Below are 17,247 nucleotides of genomic sequence, written 5' to 3'. Positions count from 1 at the left end.
ACAGGCAACCTCGCTCAGTTCCGCAATTCCCCTATTCGCTACTCCCTATTCGTTATTCGCTTTGCACTCAGGCCGCCTCGGCGGCCAGGCGCTGCGCCTTCTCGACGGCTTCCTCGATGGTGCCGACCATGTAGAAAGCCGCTTCCGGCAGGTGGTCGTAGTCGCCGTTGCAGAGGCCCTTGAAGCCCTTGATCGTGTCAGCCAGGTCGACGAGCTTGCCCGGCGAGCCGGTGAAGACTTCGGCGACGAAGAAGGGCTGCGACAGGAAGCGCTCGATCTTGCGGGCGCGGGCAACCGTCATCTTGTCCTCTTCGGACAGTTCGTCCATGCCCAGGATCGCGATGATGTCCTGCAGCGACTTGTAGCGCTGGAGGATCGACTGCACCTGGCGAGCGACCTGGTAATGCTCCTCGCCGACGATCATCGGATCGAGCATGCGCGACGTCGAATCGAGCGGATCAACCGCCGGATAGATGCCCTTTTCCGCGATGGCTCGGTTGAGCACCGTCGTTGCGTCGAGGTGAGCGAAGGATGTCGCCGGCGCCGGGTCGGTCAGGTCGTCGGCCGGCACGTAGATGGCCTGGACCGAAGTGATCGAGCCTTTGGTCGTGGTGGTGATGCGCTCCTGCAGGGCGCCCATGTCGGTCGCGAGCGTCGGCTGGTAGCCCACCGCCGAGGGAATGCGGCCGAGCAGCGCCGACACTTCGGAACCCGCCTGGGTGAAGCGGAAGATATTGTCGACGAAGAACAGCACGTCCTGGCCCTGGTCGCGGAAATATTCCGCAACGGTCAGGCCGGTGAGGCCGACACGGGCGCGAGCGCCCGGCGGCTCGTTCATCTGGCCGTAGACAAGGGCGGCCTTGGAGCCTTCGCCGCCGCCCTTCTTGTTGACACCCGATTCGATGAACTCGTGATAGAGATCGTTGCCTTCGCGTGTGCGTTCGCCGACGCCGGCGAACACCGAGAAGCCGCCATGCGCCTTGGCGATGTTGTTGATCAGTTCCTGGATGATCACGGTCTTGCCGACGCCGGCTCCACCGAACAGGCCGATCTTCCCGCCCTTGGCGTAAGGAGCCAGCAGGTCGAGAACCTTGATACCAGTGATCAGGATCTGAGCCTCGGTCGACTGGTCGACATAGTCCGGAGCCGGCTGATGGATGGCACGCTGTTCCGTCGCGGTGAGCGGACCTGCCTCGTCGACGGGCTCGCCGATGACGTTGATGATGCGGCCGAGCATTTCAGGACCGACCGGAACCGAGATCGGCGCCCCGGTGTCGGTGACCGACTGCCCGCGGACGAGACCATCGGTGGAGTCCATGGCGATCGTGCGCACCGTGTTCTCGCCGAGATGCTGCGCGACCTCCAGAACCAGCCGGCTGCCGCGATTGTCGGTCTCGAGCGCATTCAGGATCGCTGGCAGGTGATCCTCGAACTGCACGTCGACGACGGCGCCGATGACCTGGCGCACCTTGCCGACCGCACCGGAGGCCTTTGCCGCCGTCGTGGGTGCCTTCGCCGCGGCAGCCCTGGCGGGAGCCGCCTTCTTCACTGCGGGTTCCTTCGCCGCCGCAGCCGCGGCTGCGGGAGCCTTCTTCGGGGTCGCTGCTTTCGCCATCTCTCGTTACCCTTTGCCTATCTGGTTTCTCACGTGCCGCGCCGCAAAGCGGCGGCCGTGCCTAGAGCGCTTCCGCGCCCGAAATGATCTCGATCAGTTCCTTGGTGATCTGCGCCTGGCGCTGGCGGTTGTAGGTGATCGACAGCTTGTTGATCATGTCGCCGGCGTTGCGCGTCGCATTGTCCATCGCGCTCATCTTGGCGCCCATCTCGCCGGCGGCATTCTCGAGCAGCGCGCGGAAAATCTGGACGGCGATATTGCGCGGGATGAGGTCGGAGAGGATCTCGCCCGGCTCCGGCTCGTATTCGTAGACGGCGCCGGCCTCGCCGGTGCCGCCATTGGCGGCCGACGCGGCCGGAATGATCTGCTGCGCCGTCGGGATCTGCGAGATCACCGACTTGAACTCCGAGTAGAACAGCGTGCAGACATCGAACTGGCCGTCGTCGAACAGCGCGATCACCTTCTTGGCGATGGCGTCGGCATTGACGAAGCCCAGCGTCTTCACTTCGCGCAGCTCGATCCGGTCGATGACCAGCGCGGCATAGTCGCGGCGAAGGATATCGTAGCCCTTCTTGCCCACGGCAATGATCTTCACCGTCTTGCCGGCTGCCTGCAGCTTGCGGATATGATCGCGTGCAAAACGCGCGATCTGGCTGTTGAAGCCGCCGCAGAGGCCGCGCTCGGCCGTGCAGACGACGAGCAGATGCACGTCGTCCCGGCCGGTCCCGGTCATCAGCGCCGGCGCATCGCCACCGCCGCCGACCGCCTGGGTGATGTTGGCCAGAACCGCACCCATGCGCTGCGAATAGGGGCGTGCCGCCTCCGCCGCTTCCTGGGCGCGGCGCAGCTTCGCCGCGGCGACCATCTGCATCGCCTTGGTGATCTTCTGCGTCGCCTTGACCGAGGCGATGCGGTTGCGGAGGTCTTTTAGCGAAGCCATGCCCCGAACCTACTTCCCTCAGGCGAAATTCTTGGCGAAGGCGTCGATCTGCGCCTTGAGCTTGGCCCGGAGATCGTCGGACAGCGCCTTCTCGGCACGGATGCCTTCGAGCACGTCCTTGCCTTCCGAGCGCAGATGCGCGAGCAGACCCTGCTCGAACTTCTGCACCTGGTTGAGGGCGAGTTTGTCGAGATAGCCGTTGACGCCGGCAAAGATCACCGCGACCTGCTCTTCCGTCTTGAGCGGCGAGAATTGCGGCTGCTTCAGGAGCTCGGTCAGGCGGGCGCCGCGGTTGAGCAGGCGCTGCGTCGCGGCGTCGAGGTCCGAGCCGAACTGCGCGAAGGCCGCCATTTCGCGGTACTGCGCGAGCTCGCCCTTGATCGAGCCGGCGACCTGCTTCATCGCCTTGACCTGCGCCGACGAGCCGACGCGCGACACCGAGAGACCGACGTTCACGGCCGGGCGGATGCCCTGGAAGAACAGGTTGGTCTCGAGGAAGATCTGGCCGTCCGTGATCGAGATCACGTTTGTCGGGATGTAGGCCGACACGTCATTGGCCTGCGTCTCGATGATTGGCAGGGCGGTCAGCGAACCGGCGCCGTTGTCATCGTTCATCTTCGCCGCGCGCTCGAGCAGGCGGGAATGCAGGTAGAACACGTCGCCGGGATAGGCTTCGCGGCCCGGCGGGCGGCGCAGCAGCAGCGACATCTGGCGGTAGGCGACGGCCTGCTTCGACAGATCGTCATAGGCGATGAGGGCATGCTGGCCGTTGTCGCGGAAGTACTCGCCCATGGTGCAGCCGGCGAACGGCGCCAGGAACTGCATCGGCGCCGGATCGGAAGCGGTGGCGGCGATGATGATCGAATAGTCGAGCGCGCCGCGCTCCTCGAGCACCTTCACGAACTGCGCGACGGTCGAGCGCTTCTGGCCGACGGCGACGTAGACGCAGTAGAGCTTCTCCTTCTCCGGGCCGCTCTCGTGGATGGCCTTCTGGTTCAGGATCGTGTCGAGGATGATGGCGGTCTTGCCGGTCTGGCGGTCGCCGATCACCAGTTCGCGCTGGCCGCGGCCGACCGGGATCAGGGCATCGATGGCCTTGAGGCCGGTCGACATCGGCTCGTGAACCGACTTCCTGGGGATGATGCCGGGGGCCTTGACGTCGACGCGCTTGCGCTCGGTCGCCTTGATCGGGCCCTTGCCGTCGATCGGATTGCCGAGGGCGTCGACGACGCGACCCAGAAGGGCCGGACCGACCGGCACGTCGACGATGGCGCCGGTGCGCTTGACGGTGTCGCCTTCCTTGATGTCGCGGTCGGCGCCGAAGATGACGACGCCGACATTGTCGCTCTCGAGGTTGAGCGCCATGCCGCGGATGCCACCGGGGAACTCGACCATCTCACCGGCCTGGACATTGTCCAGACCGTAGACGCGGGCGATGCCGTCGCCGACGGAAAGAACCTGACCGACTTCCGAGACCTCGGCTTCCTTGCCGAAGTTCTTGATCTGGTCTTTCAGAATTGCGGAAATTTCCGCTGCGCGGATATCCATCAGCCGACCTCTTTCAGTGCAAGCTTAAGCGAATTGAGTTTGGTTTTGAGCGACGTGTCGATCTGGCGCGAGCCCATCTTGACGATAAGGCCACCGAGCAGGGACGGATCGACCGTGACGGTGATTGCGACATCCTTGCCGGCAACGCTTTTGAGCGCGGCCTTGAGCTCGGTCTCCTGGGCGGCGGAAAGCGCATGCGCCGAGGTGACTTCGGCCGCGACTTCGCCGCGACGTTCTGCGGCGATGCGGCGGAAGGCCTTGATCATTCCGGGAATGGCGAAGAGGCGACGGTTCCTGGCGACGACACGCAGGAAATTGCCGGCGAGCCCACCGATCCCGGCCTTCTCCAGGACCGCCGCGATGGCGCGGGCCTGGTCGTCGGCGGAGAATACGGGGCTCTTGATCAGCCGCTGCAGATCCTCGCTGCCCTCCAGAAGCGCCTCGAACCTGCCAAGGTCGGCCTCCACGGCCGGTACGGACTTCGCCTCGGCGGCGAGGTCGAACAAAGAAGCGGCATAGCGCTCGGCGACACCGGAGATGGGCGAGGTTGACTGGGCCACGGACCGTCTTTTCTCTGTCTGACAGGCCGCAAGATTTTTGGCGCGAGTCGGGTACTCTAGCTAAATCTTTGACCTTATTGCATTTTGCCGGCCGCAAGGGTGCATTTACGGCGTCCCCAGGCCGAAAGTCGATTGCCGTCTAGCACAGGCTTCTTACGACCGCAACACGATCTCTAACAGGCTTTTCCGGCAGTTTTGTCGCAGTCCGCGCGGGGTCGACGCGGCGACGCGGTGATTCACGGCAGAAAGCCGAAGGCGAAGCCGAGCGGAAGGGCCGCGAGCACCAGTTCGACAACGACCGCAGACCAATTGTAGGCGGTGTTGCCGCGGTCCGACAGCATCGAAATGATCCGCCCGAAACCCGTCAGCAGCCAGGAGAAGCCGAGCGCCATGTAGAGCAGCGGCTGGGCGAGCAGGATACAGCACAGGCCCGTGCCGAGATAGAAGCCGGACATGGTGGCGCGGGCCCCGGCAATCGCCTCCGGATGTTCCGCCGTCGGCTGCAGCCGGAGGACGCGGAGCGAGATTCCCGGCGCGAACAGGAGCAGGAGCCCGAACAGAACAGTGACCGCCGCCGACGCCCAGGCCAGCCACTCGCCCTGGCTCAGCGGCCACGGAAACGCGAATTCCATCGAAGTCCCCCCTGCAGAATCAGCGCCATCGGGGGTGCATCTTAGCCGGGCGCGAGAACGGCGCCAGACCGAAAAGATGTGCCGAGCGTCTCCGCCAGATCAAGCTTCCCCGCGCAGCGCCGCGGCGATCCTGCGTGTCGGTTCCATGGCGTCAGCGAGGACCCGAAGGATCGCCAGTTCGGGATCGTCAGCGCGACCGGGGACACGGTAGTAGACGATGTGAGACGCGCCATCTCGGCGGCGCGCTGCGAATTGCAGGTGAAAGGAACGAACCCCTGCTCTGATCTCACTCCGATCCCGAGAGGACGGCCGCGCGGGATTCTCCCGGAGCATGGAAATCCCTGCATGGAAATCCCTGCATCGATGATGCCGGCATAACGACGCACCTGATTTTCGCCGAAAAGACGAAGGGTCTCGGCGAGTATTCGCTCTATGTCACGATCGGCTTCCCTGGTGAGCCGGACCTTCGATTGCTTCGCCGATTTAGAACCGACTCGGCAATCCCGTCGACCGTGCGGCTGGAGAATTCACCGCGCTCCGACTGCTCGTATCCGCGGTCGATCTCTTCGCGGAGGAGCCTGAACTTCGCTTCCTCTCGCTCCTTTTCACGGCGCATCAACCTGATCGCGTCGCGTACCACCTCGCTCGCGGAAACATAGTCGCCGCTGGAGACTTCGCCCTCGACGAACTCCACCATTTCGGCAGTCAGGCTCACATTCATTGTCGGCATCTTCGCCTGCTCCGTCGCACAAGAGAATGTAGCCGTGAGACCCCTGTTTCTCAAAATTTGCCAATCGCTTCAGAGAAAGCTCTGCGGGTCGATATCGACCTGCACCCTGACCGAGCCGCGCGGCCTCGCGCCGTCGACCAGAAGCTTGCGGACAAAGCCCTGCATATCCGAGCGCCGCTCGCCATGGACCAGGAGCCGGAAGCGGTGGCGCCCGCCGACCAGCGCCAGCGGCGCCTCGGCCGGGCCGAGGATGTCGATGCCGGCGACATGAGGCGCTGCCCGGCGTAGGTGGCGCGCATGGGTCTCGGCCTCGGGCCTGGTGGCGGCGCTGACGATGATGCCTGCCAGCCGACCGAAGGGTGGCAGATGCGCGCGCTCCCGCTCGATCGTCTCGCGCTCGTAGAAGGCTTCCGCATCGCCCGAGACGATCGCCCGCATCACCGGATGGTCGGGCTGGTAGGTCTGCAGCAGGCCGACGCTCTTCCTGCCGGTGCGGCCGGCGCGGCCAGTGACCTGCGACAGGAGCTGGAAGGTGCGCTCCGCCGCCCTCGGATCGCCATTGGCGAGGCCGAGATCGGCATCGACGACGCCGACCAGCGTCATCCCGGGGAAATTATGGCCCTTGGCGACGAGTTGGGTGCCGATGACGATATCGGCTTCGCCGTTCGCGATCGCCTCCAGCTCGAGCCGCAGCCGCTTCACCCCGCCCAGCATGTCGGAGGAAAGCACGATGGTGCGGGCCTCCGGAAAATGGCCGTCGATCTCTTCGGCGATCCGCTCCACGCCGGGGCCGCAGGCAACCAGATGATCGAAAGTCCCGCATTCGGGACAGGCATCCGGACGTTTTTCGTTGTGCCCGCAGTGGTGGCAGACGAGCTGTCCGCGGAAGCGGTGCTCGACCAGCCAGGACGAGCAGACCGGGCAGCCGAAGCGGTGGCCGCAGACGCGGCAGAGCGTCAGCGGGGCATAGCCGCGCCGGTTGAGGAAGAGCAGCGACTGCTCGCCGCGCGTCAGCGTCGCCCGGACCTGGTCGATCAGAACGGGCGACAGGAAGCCGCCGCGCGCCGGCGGCGCCCGGCGCATGTCGATCGCCTTGATGTCGGGCAAGGCTGCTTCGGCATAGCGACCCGGCAGCACGACCCGGGCATATCTGCCCTGCTGGGCGTTGACACGGCTCTCGAGCGATGGGGTCGCGGAGGCGAGCACGACGGGAAAGCCGCCGAGCCGGCCGCGCACCACCGCCATGTCGCGGGCGCTGTAGAAGACGCGGTCCTCCTGCTTGTAGGCGGGGTCGTGCTCCTCGTCCACGACGATCAGTCCGAGGTCATGGAACGGCAGGAACAGCGCGGAGCGGGCGCCGGCCACCACCCTGACCGAGCCTTCGGCCACCTGGCGCCAGACCTTTTCGCGCATGCGCGGGGGCAGATCCGAGTGCCACTCGGCCGGCCGCGCGCCGAACCGGTCGTGGAAGCGTTCGAGGAAGGCCTGGGTGAGCGCGATCTCCGGCAGCAGGATCAGCACCTGCCGGCCCTTCGCGATGGCCGCGGCGACCGCCTCGAAATAGACCTCCGTCTTGCCCGAACCGGTGACGCCGTCGAGCAGGGTGACGCCGAAGCCGCCCTTGTCGACGGCTTCGCGCAGCGCGTCGCCGGCCGCCTGCTGGTCGGCCGTCAGATCGGGCCGGGAAAATGACGGATCGGGGGGTGCCACCACCGGCCGGGGCGGGATCCAGGTGGTCTCGAAGACCCCCTGCTCGCGCAGCCCGTCGACGACGCCGAGCGACACGCCGGCGGCATGGGCAAGGCCCGATCGGGTCCAGGCCACGCCTTCGCCGGCGATCTCCATCACGCGCTCGCGCGCTGCCGTCAGCCGCTCCGGCCGGGAGCCCGTCGGCCGCAGCCCTTCCGTCCACGGTTCCGGATCGAATGCCTCCGGCGCGCGCAGGAACATGCGCGCCACCATACCGGGCGCGGCCAGCGTGTAGGCCGCGATCCAGTCGACGAAGCGACGCGACGCCTCGTCGATCGGCGGACAGTCGAAGACCTGGGCGATCGGCCTCAGCTTCCTGGGGTCGACCGCCTCGCCCGGCCCGTCCCAGACGATGCCGGCGACCTCCCGCGGGCCGAGCGGCACCCGGACGACCGAACCCGGCACCACCGTCATGCCGTCGGGCACGGCATAGGTGTAGGGCCGCTCGGCCGGCATCGGCACGAGCACCGGCGCTGCCCGGCTTTTCGGCGAATCTTCCTTCATCGGGCGTGACCTTGCCCCGAACTTGTTCTAGAGCAAAGTCCCAAAGGGAGATGGCCCGTTGCCGTCGATCCGTCATCCAAGGAGACCGTCATGAAATTCTTTGTCGACACCGCCGACGTGAAGGAGATCCGCGAGCTCAACGATCTCGGCCTGCTCGACGGCGTGACCACGAACCCGTCGCTCATCCTGAAATCGGGACGCGACATCAAGGAAGTGACCAAGGAGATCTGCGACATCGTCTCAGGGCCGGTCTCGGCCGAGGTGACCGGCACCGAATATGCCGACATGATGCGCGAGGCCGCGGTGCTCGCCAGGATCGCCGACAATATCTGCATCAAGCTGCCGCTGACGCTCGACGGCCTCAAGGCCTGCAAGGCGCTGACCTCGGACGGCCACAAGGTCAACGTCACGCTCTGCTTTTCGGCCAACCAGGCGTTGCTGGCTGCCAAGGCCGGCGCCACCTTCATCTCGCCCTTCATCGGCCGCATCGACGACATCGGGATCGACGGCATGGAGCTGATTTCCGAGATCCGCACGATCTACGACAATTACGACTTCCGGACCGAGATCCTGGCCGCCTCGATCCGCACGGTGAATCATGTCAAGCAGGCCGCGCTGATCGGCGCCGATGTGGCGACCGTCCCGCCGGCGACGCTGAAGGCCCTGGTCAAGCACCCGCTGACCGACAGGGGCCTCGAAATGTTCCTGGCCGACTGGGCCAAGACCGGCCAGAAGATCGGCTGATCCGTGGCAGCCGGCGGCACTGGCGATATCGCCGCCGAGATACTGGCGACCCTCGACGCCGGGCGCCAGGTCGAGCCGCTGACGGCCCGCATCGGCGGCTTCGACAGCGCGGCCGCCTATGGCGTCGCGAGCGCTCTGCGCGACCTGCGCGTCGCGCGCGGCGAAAGAGCGATCGGCCGCAAGATCGGCTTCACCAATCGCAACATCTGGGCGGAATACGGCGTCTACGAGCCTATCTGGGGCGACGTCTACGATCGCACGCAGCACGACATCGCCACCGGCACTCGGATCCGGGTGTCGCATCTTCCCGAGCCGCGCATCGAGCCCGAGATCGTGCTCGGCCTCGGCCGGGACGTGACATCGGATATGACCCTCGACGACATTGCCGGCGCGATCGACTGGGTCGCCCATGGTTTCGAGATCGTTCAGTCGATCTTCCCCGGCTGGCGATTCGGCGTGGCCGACTGCATCGCCGACGGCGGTTTGCACGGCGCGCTCTTCGTCGGGCCCCGACGGTCGGTGCGGGAAGGCGAAAGACCCGGCCTGACGGCCGCCCTGGCCGGCCTCGCGGTCACCCTTTCCCGGAACGGGACTGCCGTCGATCGCGGCATCGGCTCCAACGTGCTCGACGGCCCCATCCAGGCGCTCGGTCATCTGGCCGGTGTCCTTGCCGGGGATCCCCTCGGCCCGCCATTGCGCAAGGGCGAACTGGTGACCACGGGCACCGTGACGCGGGCCTTTCCCGTGGCGCCGGGCGAGAAATGGTCGACCGAAATCGAGGACTTCGATCTGCCCGGCCTCGCCGTCGAGATCGCCTGAGACCCCGGCCGGGTAAAGTTCGGGCCAGAGCGCCGCGCGTCCATTCGGACGCGCAAAGGACGCTTCAACTCTTTGAATCCACGCATCGCGCTTTCCGAAAATCGAGGACGATTTTCGGGGCGATGCGGAAGTGGGTCGCCGAGGCTACTTGGCCGGCACCGGGAAAGCCGCGAACTCTGCCTGCGGGTCCCGCGCCAGGGCGTGAACCGTGTGCTCCTGCAAGCGCGCGGCGACCTCGGCCACATCACCGGCGAGGGCCTCCGCCGGGATCGGCCTGCCGACGACGATCGAGAAGGGCCGCCCCTTCTTGTTGAGGAACTCGTGGAAGATGGTGATATCCCGGAGATCCGTCGAATATTTCGACAGCAGATAGAACAGGCCCGAATTGCGCGACGAGATGCTGGCCGGCACGATCGGAAAGTTGTAGCGGCGAGCGAGGGCGACGATCGAGCCCTGCCATGGCCTCTCGGTCAGCCGGTCCTCGTTCCAGTAGGCGATGCGTCCCGCGGGGAAGAGCACCACGGCCTTTTGCGCCGCAAAAGCCTTGGCGGTCATCTCCAGCGTGTCGCGGCTCTTGGCGTGGCTCTTTTCGCCCTGCCGCCATTCGACGGGGATGATCATGTCGCGGAAGCCCGGCGCCGCTCGCAGCGCGTCGCGATTGGCGAAAATCGCCATGTCGGGCCGGATGTGCTTCAGCGCGTCGAACACCGCAATGCCGTCTGCGATGCCGGTCGGATGGCTGGGAGCCAGGATGAAGCCGCCTTTCGCGGGCAGGTTCTCGCCGCCGCGCATGTCGATCTTCAGCGCCAGAAGCGTGCTCAGATAGCTGAAGGCGTCCCAGCCCGACATGCCGGCGACGTCGTCGCACATGCGCACAGCCTGGTTGTAGTGGAAGAACCGCATCAGAAACGGCTTCACCAACGGCCACCAGGCATGCCGCGATAGCTCGACGGAACGTTCGTCGATCAGCTGGTCGACGATGTGGCGGCTGCCGGCCGCGGCGATTCGGGCCGGCATCCCCATCGCGGCGGGTCTGGTCCTCGGATCCATGAGGTCAAGCTCCCTGCCGCTTCATCCGGCGAACGATCATCGCGTCACAGCCGGACAAACATGAGCGACCCGCCTGGACGCATCACTTGCTGGCGATGTCCTGCGCGATCGACATGCGCAGCAACTCCGCCAGCTCGCGCGACGACCGGTTCTCCGCGTCACGTAGTGCGCGCAAGGCGGCGAACTCCTGGCGCGGCACGTCATAGGACGACATGATCTGCCGTCGGCCGGTAGCGACCACCTCGCCCGTGCCCGCCTTCTTCAGCGAATAGCTGCCGATCAACGTCACCGTCGAGGCGGTCGGCTCGTCGTCGACGGTGGTGACCTGGGTCGTGGCCGCGACCTCGACCCTGCGCGCAACGTTCAGATCGAGCGTGTAGGCCGGCGAGGACGGTTGCCCGGCGCCTCCGTTGAACAGGAAGATCAGATTGTTGCGCACTTCCTGAGCATATCTGGTCGATACCGGCTTGATCGAGATCGACGACAGTTCGGCCGCCATCGAGGCCGTGCCGCTGGTCGTGGCCGGAGCGTTGGAGTAGAGCGGCCGCACGGTACAGGCCGAGACGGCCGCCACGGACAGCAAAAGGCCGAGCCCGACGCCAAGTCTGGCGAATCTGACGTTCACCGGATTTCCCCCTCGCTCAGGCGACGACATTCACGATCCTCTGCGGGACGACGATGACCTTGCGCGGCGGCTTGCCCTCGAGCGCCTTCTGCACGACGTCGAGAGCCAATGCCGCTTTTTCGACCGCAGCTTGATCCGCGTCGCGGGCAATTGTCAAATCCCCGCGCTTCTTGCCGTTCACCTGGACCGGCAGCGTGATCTCGTTGTCGACGGTAAGCGCCGGATCGAAATCGGGCCAGCGCCGGTTCGCCGCGAGGTCTTCGCCGCCGAGGGCGGCCCAGCATTCCTCGGCCAGATGCGGCATCATCGGCGCGAAAAGAGCGAGCAGGATCTCGACGGCCTCGCGGAGCGCCGGCAGCGTCGCCTGGTCGCCCTTGTCCTCGCCGAGGGCCGTGAGCGGCGCCTGCAACGTGTTGACCAGCTCGTAGACGCGCGCGACCGCCTTGTTGAAGGAGAGCTTGCCGATGTCGTCGCCAACGGCCTTCAGCGCCTTGTGCGCAGCCTTGGAGATGGCAGCGGCCTCGCCGTCGGTCGCAGTTCGCGCCGTGACGTCCTTCAGCCGCGGCGCCGCTTCGGAGACCAGGCGCCAGACGCGCTGGACGAAGCGGTGAGCGCCCTCCACGCCGGCTTCCGTCCAGATGACGTCGCGGTCGGGCGGCGAATCGGACAGCATGAACCAGCGTGCCGTGTCGGCGCCGTAGCTGGCGATGATGTCGTCGGGATCGACGACATTCTTCTTCGACTTCGACATCTTCTCGATCGGCCCGATCTCGACCGGCGATCCGTCGGAGATCAGCGAAGCCTGCCGCCTGCCGTCGGTCTCAGCGATCCTGACCTCGGCGGGCGTCACCCAGTTCGCATTGGCCCCGGTACCCAGGCGATAGGTCTCATGCACGACCATGCCCTGCGTGAACAGGCCCTCGAACGGTTCCGTCACCTGATTGAGGTGGCCGGTGGCCTTCATGGCTCGGGTGAAGAAGCGCGAATAGAGCAGGTGCAGGATCGCGTGCTCGATCCCGCCGATATACTGGTTGACCGGCAGCCAGCCGTTCGGACCGTCGACATAGGCCGACGTCGTCGGCGCCGTCTCGTTCCACGGATCGGTGAAGCGAGCGAAATACCAGGACGAATCGACGAATGTGTCCATCGTGTCGGTATCGCGCCGCGCCGGCTTGCCGCATTGCGGGCAATCGACATGCTTCCAGGTCGGATGATGATCGAGCGGATTGCCCGGCCGGTCGAAGCTGACGTCGGTCGGCAGCACCACGGGCAGCGCACCCTGCGGCACCGGAACCGCCCCGCAGGCCTCGCAATGTATCACCGGGATCGGGCAGCCCCAGTAGCGCTGGCGCGAGATCAGCCAGTCGCGCAGCCGGAACTGCACCTTGCGTTCGCCCATCGGCCGCCCGCCGATCGCGACGCCGGAGAGCCGCGTGGCGACATCGTCGAAGGCATCGCCGGGCTTCATGCCGTCGAGGAAGCGCGAATTGATCATCACGCCGTCGTCGACATAGGCCTCCTCGGTAATCTGGAAGGTCCTCGCGTCGGCTCCTTCCGGCATCACCACCGGCACCACCGGCAGGCCGTATCTGTTGGCGAAGTCGAGGTCGCGCTGGTCGCCTGACGGGCAGCCGAAGATGGCGCCCGTGCCATAGTCCATCAGCACGAAATTCGCGACGTAGACGGGCAGCGTCCAATCGGGGTCGAACGGGTGCACGACCCTGATGCCGGTGTCGAAGCCCTTCTTCTCGGCCGTTTCGAGCGCCGCGACCGAGGTGCCCATATGGCGGACCTCGTCGATGAAGGCGGCGAGCCCGGGGTTGTCCTCGGCCGCTTTCCTGGCCAGAGGATGGTCGGCCGCGATCGCCATGAAGGACGCCCCGAAGATCGTGTCGGGGCGCGTCGTGTAGACTTCCAGCTCGGTCTCGCCGGCGGGTGCGGTCCCTTCGGCCAGCGGCCAGCGGATCAGCAGGCCTTCCGACCGGCCGATCCAGTTCTGCTGCATGATGCGGACCTTTTCGGGCCAGCGATCCAGCGTGTCCAGGCTGTCGAGCAGGTCCTGCGACATCGCGGTGATCTTGAAGAACCACTGCGTCAGGTCGCGCTGTTCGACCAGGGCGCCGGAACGCCAGCCGCGGCCGTCGATCACCTGCTCGTTGGCCAGAACGGTCATGTCGACCGGGTCCCAGTTGACCTTGGCCGACTTGCGTTCGACCAGTCCGGCCTTCCAGAAATCCAGGAACATCTTCTGCTGGTGGCGATAGTAGCCGGGGTCGCAGGTGGCGAATTCGCGTGCCCAGTCGAGCGACAGGCCCATTGTCTTGAGCTGGCCCTTCATCGTGTCGATGTTGGCATGGGTCCAGTCGCGCGGATTGACCTTGTTGTCGCGCGCCGCGTTCTCCGCCGGCAGGCCGAAGGCATCCCAGCCCATCGGATGGAGCACGTTGTAGCCATTGGCGCGGCGAAAGCGCGCTACCACGTCGCCCATGGTGTAGTTGCGGACATGGCCCATATGGATGCGCCCCGACGGATAGGGGAACATCTCGAGCACGTAGTATTTCGGGCGCGGATCGTCGTTCCGGGTTTCGAACAGCTTCGCCTCGGCCCAGGCTTTCTGCCATCGGGGTTCGGAAGCGCGGGGATTGTATCGTTCGGTTGCCATGCCCGGATTTTCACTTAAAAGACATGCGGAAAAACCGCTAGGCGCGCGCCGCGCGGTCGAGAGCTCGGTTGGGGTCTTCACCATGGATTACCGGACCCGTCAACCGAAAGGGCGTCTCCGGCGCCAAAATCACGCATGGCAAGACGGCAGGATCAGGGCATGAACGACGCAGTGACGCGGCTGGGGCAGGTCAGGGACAATATCGCAGCCGCCGAACGCGAGGCCAGCCGCGCGGCCGGCTCGGTGACGCTGGTCGCCGTCTCCAAGACTTTCGACGCCGACGCCATCCGCCCGGTGCTCGAGGCGGGCCAGCGCGTCTTCGGCGAGAACCGGGTGCAGGAGGCTCAGGGCAAATGGCCGGCGCTCAAGGCCGAATTCGCCGATGTCGAACTCCACCTTATCGGACCGCTGCAATCCAACAAGGCGAAGGAGGCGGTTGCGCTCTTCGACGTCGTGGAGACTGTCGACCGGGAGAAGATCGCTGCCGAACTCGCCAGGGAAATTCGCCGGCAGAGCAAGGCGCCGCGGCTCTATGTGCAGGTCAATACCGGCTCCGAGCCGCAGAAGGCCGGCGTCGACCCGCGCGAGGCGGTCGCTTTCGTCAGGCGCTGCCGCGAGGTCCATGGCCTTGCCGTAGACGGACTGATGTGCCTACCGCCCTTCGAGGACAACCCCGGACCGCATTTTGCGCTGCTCGAAAATCTCGCGCGCGAGGCCGGCGTGGAGCGGCTGTCGATGGGAATGTCCGGCGACTATCAGACGGCCATCGCCTTCGGCGCCACCAGCGTGCGTGTCGGCACGGCGATCTTCGGTGCCCGCTGAGCGCCTGGCGCAGCCGGGCACTCCATCCCCTATCCCGGTGCATTGACATGCGCGGCGAGGAAATCGAGGAAGGCGCGCACGCGGGCCGGCAGATGCCCTCCCTGGCCGACATAGATGGCATGGAGCGCTTCCTCGTCGCCGGGGTTGAATTCCTCCAGCACCGGAACCAGCGACCCCGCGGCGATGTCGCGCGCGATATGGAAACGCGACAGCCGGGCGAGACCCAGGCCTGACAGTGCGGCGAGCCGCATCGCCTCGCCGTCGCTGACAAGCGCGTTGCCTTGCGGATGGAAAACCAGGGCCCTCCCATCGGCCTCTCGGAACGGCCAGCCTTCGATCAGCCGCGAAAAGCAGAAATCGAGGCAGTTGTGACCCGCCAGATCTACCGGCGAATGCGGAGCCCCGCGCTTCTCCAGATAAGCGGGCGCGGCGACCAGCACCATCCGGCTCTGCCATAGTTTCCGCGCGACCAGGCGCGAATCGCGCAACGGGCCGGCCCGGATCGCGACGTCGGCCCGTTCCTCCAGGAGATCGACCACCCTGTCGGTGAGCGAGATGTCGACCGCGATCTCGGGATGCGCCGCAAGGAAGGCCGGGATCAGCGGCATCAGATAATGCTGACCGAAAGGCACGTTGCAGTTCACCCGCAGCCGGCCGCGCGGCACCGCGCCGGCCGCCGCTTCGCGTTCGGCCGCCTCGATCTCGCCCAGGATGCGCACGCCGCTTTCGTAGAAGGCGGCGCCCTCCGGGGTCAGCCGCAACTTGCGGGTCGTGCGGTTGAGCAGGCGCGCGCCGAGCCTGTCTTCAAGACGGCCGATCAGCTTGCTGACCGCCGAGGGCGTCATGTCGAGCGTCTCGGCCGCTGCGGACAAGGTGCCCCGGTCCACCACGCGGACGAAGACTTCGATCTCGCCGGAGCGGTTGATGTCGAGGCGCGCCATTCGTGAATTGATCTCATAAATCATGTGAGCGCCGCAAGGGTGTTGCCGGCCACCCCGCATGCCGATCTTGAGGCCCGGACCGCGACGAGCGGAGCGCACAGCCAATCACGGGGACCGTCCATGCCTCTCGCCCTCTATGCCCTCACCGCCGGCGCCTTCGGCATCGGCGTCACCGAATTCGTCATCATGGGATTGCTGATCGAGGTCGGCGCCGATCTCGGCGTCTCGATCCCCGCCGCCGGCATGCTGATATCAGGCTATGCGCTGGGCGTCGTGGTCGGCGCGCCGCTGATGACGGTGGCCACCGCGCGCTGGCCGCGCAAGACCACGCTGATCGTGCTGATGCTGGTCTTCACCCTGGGTAACCTGGCCTGTGCGCTGGCCCCCGGCTATTGGCCGCTGATGGCAGCGCGGGTGCTGACCGCCTTTGCCCACGGCACGTTCTTCGGCGTCGGCTCCGTCGTGGCGACGAGCCTCGTTCCGGCCGACAAGCGCGCCTCGGCGATCGCCGTCATGTTCACCGGCCTGACCGTCGCCAACATACTCGGCGTTCCGCTCGGCACCTGGCTCGGCCAGGCCCATGGCTGGCGGTCGACCTTCTGGGCCGTCACCGCCGTCGGCCTGGTAGCCGTGGCCGTGATCGCCCTCTTCGTGCCGCGCGGCACCGCGAGAGCCGAGGAAGGGGGCAACTGGCGTTCGGACCTGGCGGTGCTGTCACGCCCGCAGGTGCTTCTCGGCCTCTCGACCACCGTGCTGAGCTGGGTCGGCGTGTTTGCCGCCTTCACCTATATCGCGCCGATGCTGACCGAGATCGCCGGCTTCCCCGCGGCTGCCGTCTCGCCGATCCTGCTGGTCTTCGGCGCTGGCCTCGTCGCCGGCAATCTCGTCGGCGGCAGGCTGGCCGATCGCCGGCTCGTGCCGACACTGCTCGGGAGCCTGGGCATGCTCGCAGTCGTGCTGGCCGGCATGACCGTCGCCATGCATGACCGCGTCGCAGCCGTGGTCTTCGTCGGCCTGCTTGGCGCAGCCGGCTTCGCAACGGTTCCGCCGCTCCAGATCTGGGTGCTGGAGAAGGCCGCGGGCGCCGGCCAGGCGCTCGCCTCCAGCCTGAACATCGCCGCCTTCAATCTCGGCAATGCGGCCGGTGCCCTGCTCGGCGGCCTCGTCATCGACCACGGCCCGGGCCTCGGCGCGGTCCCGTTGATTGCCGCGGTCGCCCCGCTCCTCAGCCTCGCTTTGGCCTCGCTCACGCTTCGCCTCGAGCGCGGCTCCGTCGTCGCGGCGCCCGCGGTCTCATGCCCCTGAA

15 protein-coding genes are annotated in these 17,247 nt (G+C 66.4%); 4 read left to right on the top strand and 11 right to left on the bottom strand.

Going from position 1 to position 17,247, the window contains the following annotated elements:
* Positions 1-67 precede the first annotated feature (67 nt).
* The 7 genes from atpD to JN302_RS07630 all read right to left on the bottom strand — a co-directional run bounded on the left by atpD (position 68) and on the right by JN302_RS07630 (position 8,278).
* A complete protein-coding gene (atpD, locus tag JN302_RS07660; RefSeq protein WP_202310971.1) occupies positions 68-1,615 on the bottom strand; it encodes a F0F1 ATP synthase subunit beta in 1,548 nt (515 codons plus the stop codon).
* 61 nt (positions 1,616-1,676) lie between these two features.
* Positions 1,677-2,555 (bottom strand): F0F1 ATP synthase subunit gamma, encoded by an 879-nt coding sequence (locus JN302_RS07655; RefSeq protein ID WP_202310970.1) that lies wholly within the window; start codon positions 2,553-2,555, stop codon positions 1,677-1,679.
* Positions 2,556-2,573: 18 nt separating this feature from the next.
* Entirely contained in the window at positions 2,574-4,103 is a 1,530-nt protein-coding gene (atpA, locus tag JN302_RS07650; protein WP_202310969.1) for a F0F1 ATP synthase subunit alpha, read from the bottom strand.
* Positions 4,103-4,663 (bottom strand): F0F1 ATP synthase subunit delta, encoded by a 561-nt coding sequence (locus JN302_RS07645; RefSeq protein WP_202310968.1) that lies wholly within the window; start codon positions 4,661-4,663, stop codon positions 4,103-4,105. Before JN302_RS07645 ends, atpA begins: the two co-directional genes overlap by 1 nt.
* A gap of 236 nt (positions 4,664-4,899) precedes the next feature.
* The gene (locus JN302_RS07640) at positions 4,900-5,295 is read right to left on the bottom strand and encodes an AGROH133_08824 family phage infection protein (protein WP_202310967.1); all 396 of its coding nucleotides are present in this window, start codon (positions 5,293-5,295) and stop codon (positions 4,900-4,902) included.
* A gap of 430 nt (positions 5,296-5,725) precedes the next feature.
* Positions 5,726-6,016: a type II toxin-antitoxin system ParD family antitoxin gene (locus tag JN302_RS07635; protein WP_202310966.1), complete on the bottom strand. Its 291-nt coding sequence runs from the start codon at positions 6,014-6,016 to the stop codon at positions 5,726-5,728.
* Between the two features lie 78 nt (positions 6,017-6,094).
* Positions 6,095-8,278 (bottom strand): primosomal protein N', encoded by a 2,184-nt coding sequence (locus JN302_RS07630; RefSeq protein WP_202332481.1) that lies wholly within the window; start codon positions 8,276-8,278, stop codon positions 6,095-6,097.
* 90 nt (positions 8,279-8,368) lie between these two features.
* On the opposite strand from JN302_RS07630, the gene fsa reads away from it, so the two are divergent.
* On the top strand, positions 8,369-9,022 hold the full coding sequence (fsa, locus tag JN302_RS07625; RefSeq protein ID WP_202310964.1) for a fructose-6-phosphate aldolase: 654 nt from the start codon (positions 8,369-8,371) through the stop codon (positions 9,020-9,022).
* A 3-nt stretch (positions 9,023-9,025) separates the two neighbouring features.
* Positions 9,026-9,841: a 2-keto-4-pentenoate hydratase gene (locus tag JN302_RS07620; protein WP_202310963.1), complete on the top strand. Its 816-nt coding sequence runs from the start codon at positions 9,026-9,028 to the stop codon at positions 9,839-9,841.
* 144 nt (positions 9,842-9,985) lie between these two features.
* Here JN302_RS07620 and JN302_RS07615 read toward each other — a convergent pair whose 3' ends face one another.
* From JN302_RS07615 to leuS, 3 genes are all read right to left on the bottom strand, one after another.
* The gene (locus tag JN302_RS07615) at positions 9,986-10,891 is read right to left on the bottom strand and encodes a 1-acyl-sn-glycerol-3-phosphate acyltransferase (RefSeq protein ID WP_202310962.1); all 906 of its coding nucleotides are present in this window, start codon (positions 10,889-10,891) and stop codon (positions 9,986-9,988) included.
* Positions 10,892-10,973: 82 nt separating this feature from the next.
* Entirely contained in the window at positions 10,974-11,546 is a 573-nt protein-coding gene (locus JN302_RS07610) for an LPS assembly lipoprotein LptE (RefSeq protein WP_202310961.1), read from the bottom strand.
* Complete coding sequence (gene leuS, locus JN302_RS07605; RefSeq protein ID WP_202310960.1) at positions 11,533-14,178, bottom strand: leucine--tRNA ligase; 2,646 nt, start codon at positions 14,176-14,178, stop codon at positions 11,533-11,535. Before leuS ends, JN302_RS07610 begins: the two co-directional genes overlap by 14 nt.
* A 159-nt stretch (positions 14,179-14,337) precedes the next feature.
* On the opposite strand from leuS, the gene JN302_RS07600 reads away from it, so the two are divergent.
* Positions 14,338-15,000: a YggS family pyridoxal phosphate-dependent enzyme gene (locus JN302_RS07600; RefSeq protein WP_202310959.1), complete on the top strand. Its 663-nt coding sequence runs from the start codon at positions 14,338-14,340 to the stop codon at positions 14,998-15,000.
* A gap of 29 nt (positions 15,001-15,029) precedes the next feature.
* On the opposite strand, the gene JN302_RS07595 is transcribed toward JN302_RS07600, so the two are convergent.
* A complete protein-coding gene (locus JN302_RS07595; protein ID WP_202332480.1) occupies positions 15,030-15,941 on the bottom strand; it encodes a LysR family transcriptional regulator in 912 nt (303 codons plus the stop codon).
* A gap of 120 nt (positions 15,942-16,061) precedes the next feature.
* Between JN302_RS07595 and JN302_RS07590 the strand changes: the two genes are divergently transcribed.
* The gene (locus tag JN302_RS07590; protein ID WP_202310957.1) at positions 16,062-17,246 is read left to right on the top strand and encodes an MFS transporter; all 1,185 of its coding nucleotides are present in this window, start codon (positions 16,062-16,064) and stop codon (positions 17,244-17,246) included.
* The last annotated feature ends 1 nt before the right edge of the window (position 17,247 follow it).

The sequence above is a fragment of the Mesorhizobium sp. L-8-3 genome (assembly GCF_016756615.1).
Lineage (GTDB): Bacteria > Pseudomonadota > Alphaproteobacteria > Rhizobiales > Rhizobiaceae.
Note: the sequence above shows the minus strand (reverse complement) of the source record. Positions and strands in the feature narration are given on the sequence as shown.

Excerpts from the sequence above, each read along its gene's own strand:
- atpD (WP_202310971.1), bottom strand. The coding sequence starts at position 1,615 with ATGGCGAAAGCAGCGACCCCGAAGAAGGCTCCCGCAGCCGCGGCTGCG.
- JN302_RS07655 (WP_202310970.1), bottom strand. The coding sequence starts at position 2,555 with ATGGCTTCGCTAAAAGACCTCCGCAACCGCATCGCCTCGGTCAAGGCG.
- atpA (WP_202310969.1), bottom strand. The coding sequence starts at position 4,103 with ATGGATATCCGCGCAGCGGAAATTTCCGCAATTCTGAAAGACCAGATC.
- JN302_RS07640 (WP_202310967.1), bottom strand. The coding sequence starts at position 5,295 with ATGGAATTCGCGTTTCCGTGGCCGCTGAGCCAGGGCGAGTGGCTGGCC.
- JN302_RS07635 (WP_202310966.1), bottom strand. The coding sequence starts at position 6,016 with ATGAATGTGAGCCTGACTGCCGAAATGGTGGAGTTCGTCGAGGGCGAA.
- JN302_RS07630 (WP_202332481.1), bottom strand. The coding sequence starts at position 8,278 with ATGAAGGAAGATTCGCCGAAAAGCCGGGCAGCGCCGGTGCTCGTGCCG.
- fsa (WP_202310964.1), top strand. The coding sequence starts at position 8,369 with ATGAAATTCTTTGTCGACACCGCCGACGTGAAGGAGATCCGCGAGCTC.
- JN302_RS07615 (WP_202310962.1), bottom strand. The coding sequence starts at position 10,891 with ATGGATCCGAGGACCAGACCCGCCGCGATGGGGATGCCGGCCCGAATC.
- JN302_RS07610 (WP_202310961.1), bottom strand. The coding sequence starts at position 11,546 with ATGTCGTCGCCTGAGCGAGGGGGAAATCCGGTGAACGTCAGATTCGCC.
- leuS (WP_202310960.1), bottom strand. The coding sequence starts at position 14,178 with ATGGCAACCGAACGATACAATCCCCGCGCTTCCGAACCCCGATGGCAG.
- JN302_RS07600 (WP_202310959.1), top strand. The coding sequence starts at position 14,338 with ATGAACGACGCAGTGACGCGGCTGGGGCAGGTCAGGGACAATATCGCA.
- JN302_RS07595 (WP_202332480.1), bottom strand. The coding sequence starts at position 15,941 with ATGGCGCGCCTCGACATCAACCGCTCCGGCGAGATCGAAGTCTTCGTC.
- JN302_RS07590 (WP_202310957.1), top strand. The coding sequence starts at position 16,062 with ATGCCTCTCGCCCTCTATGCCCTCACCGCCGGCGCCTTCGGCATCGGC.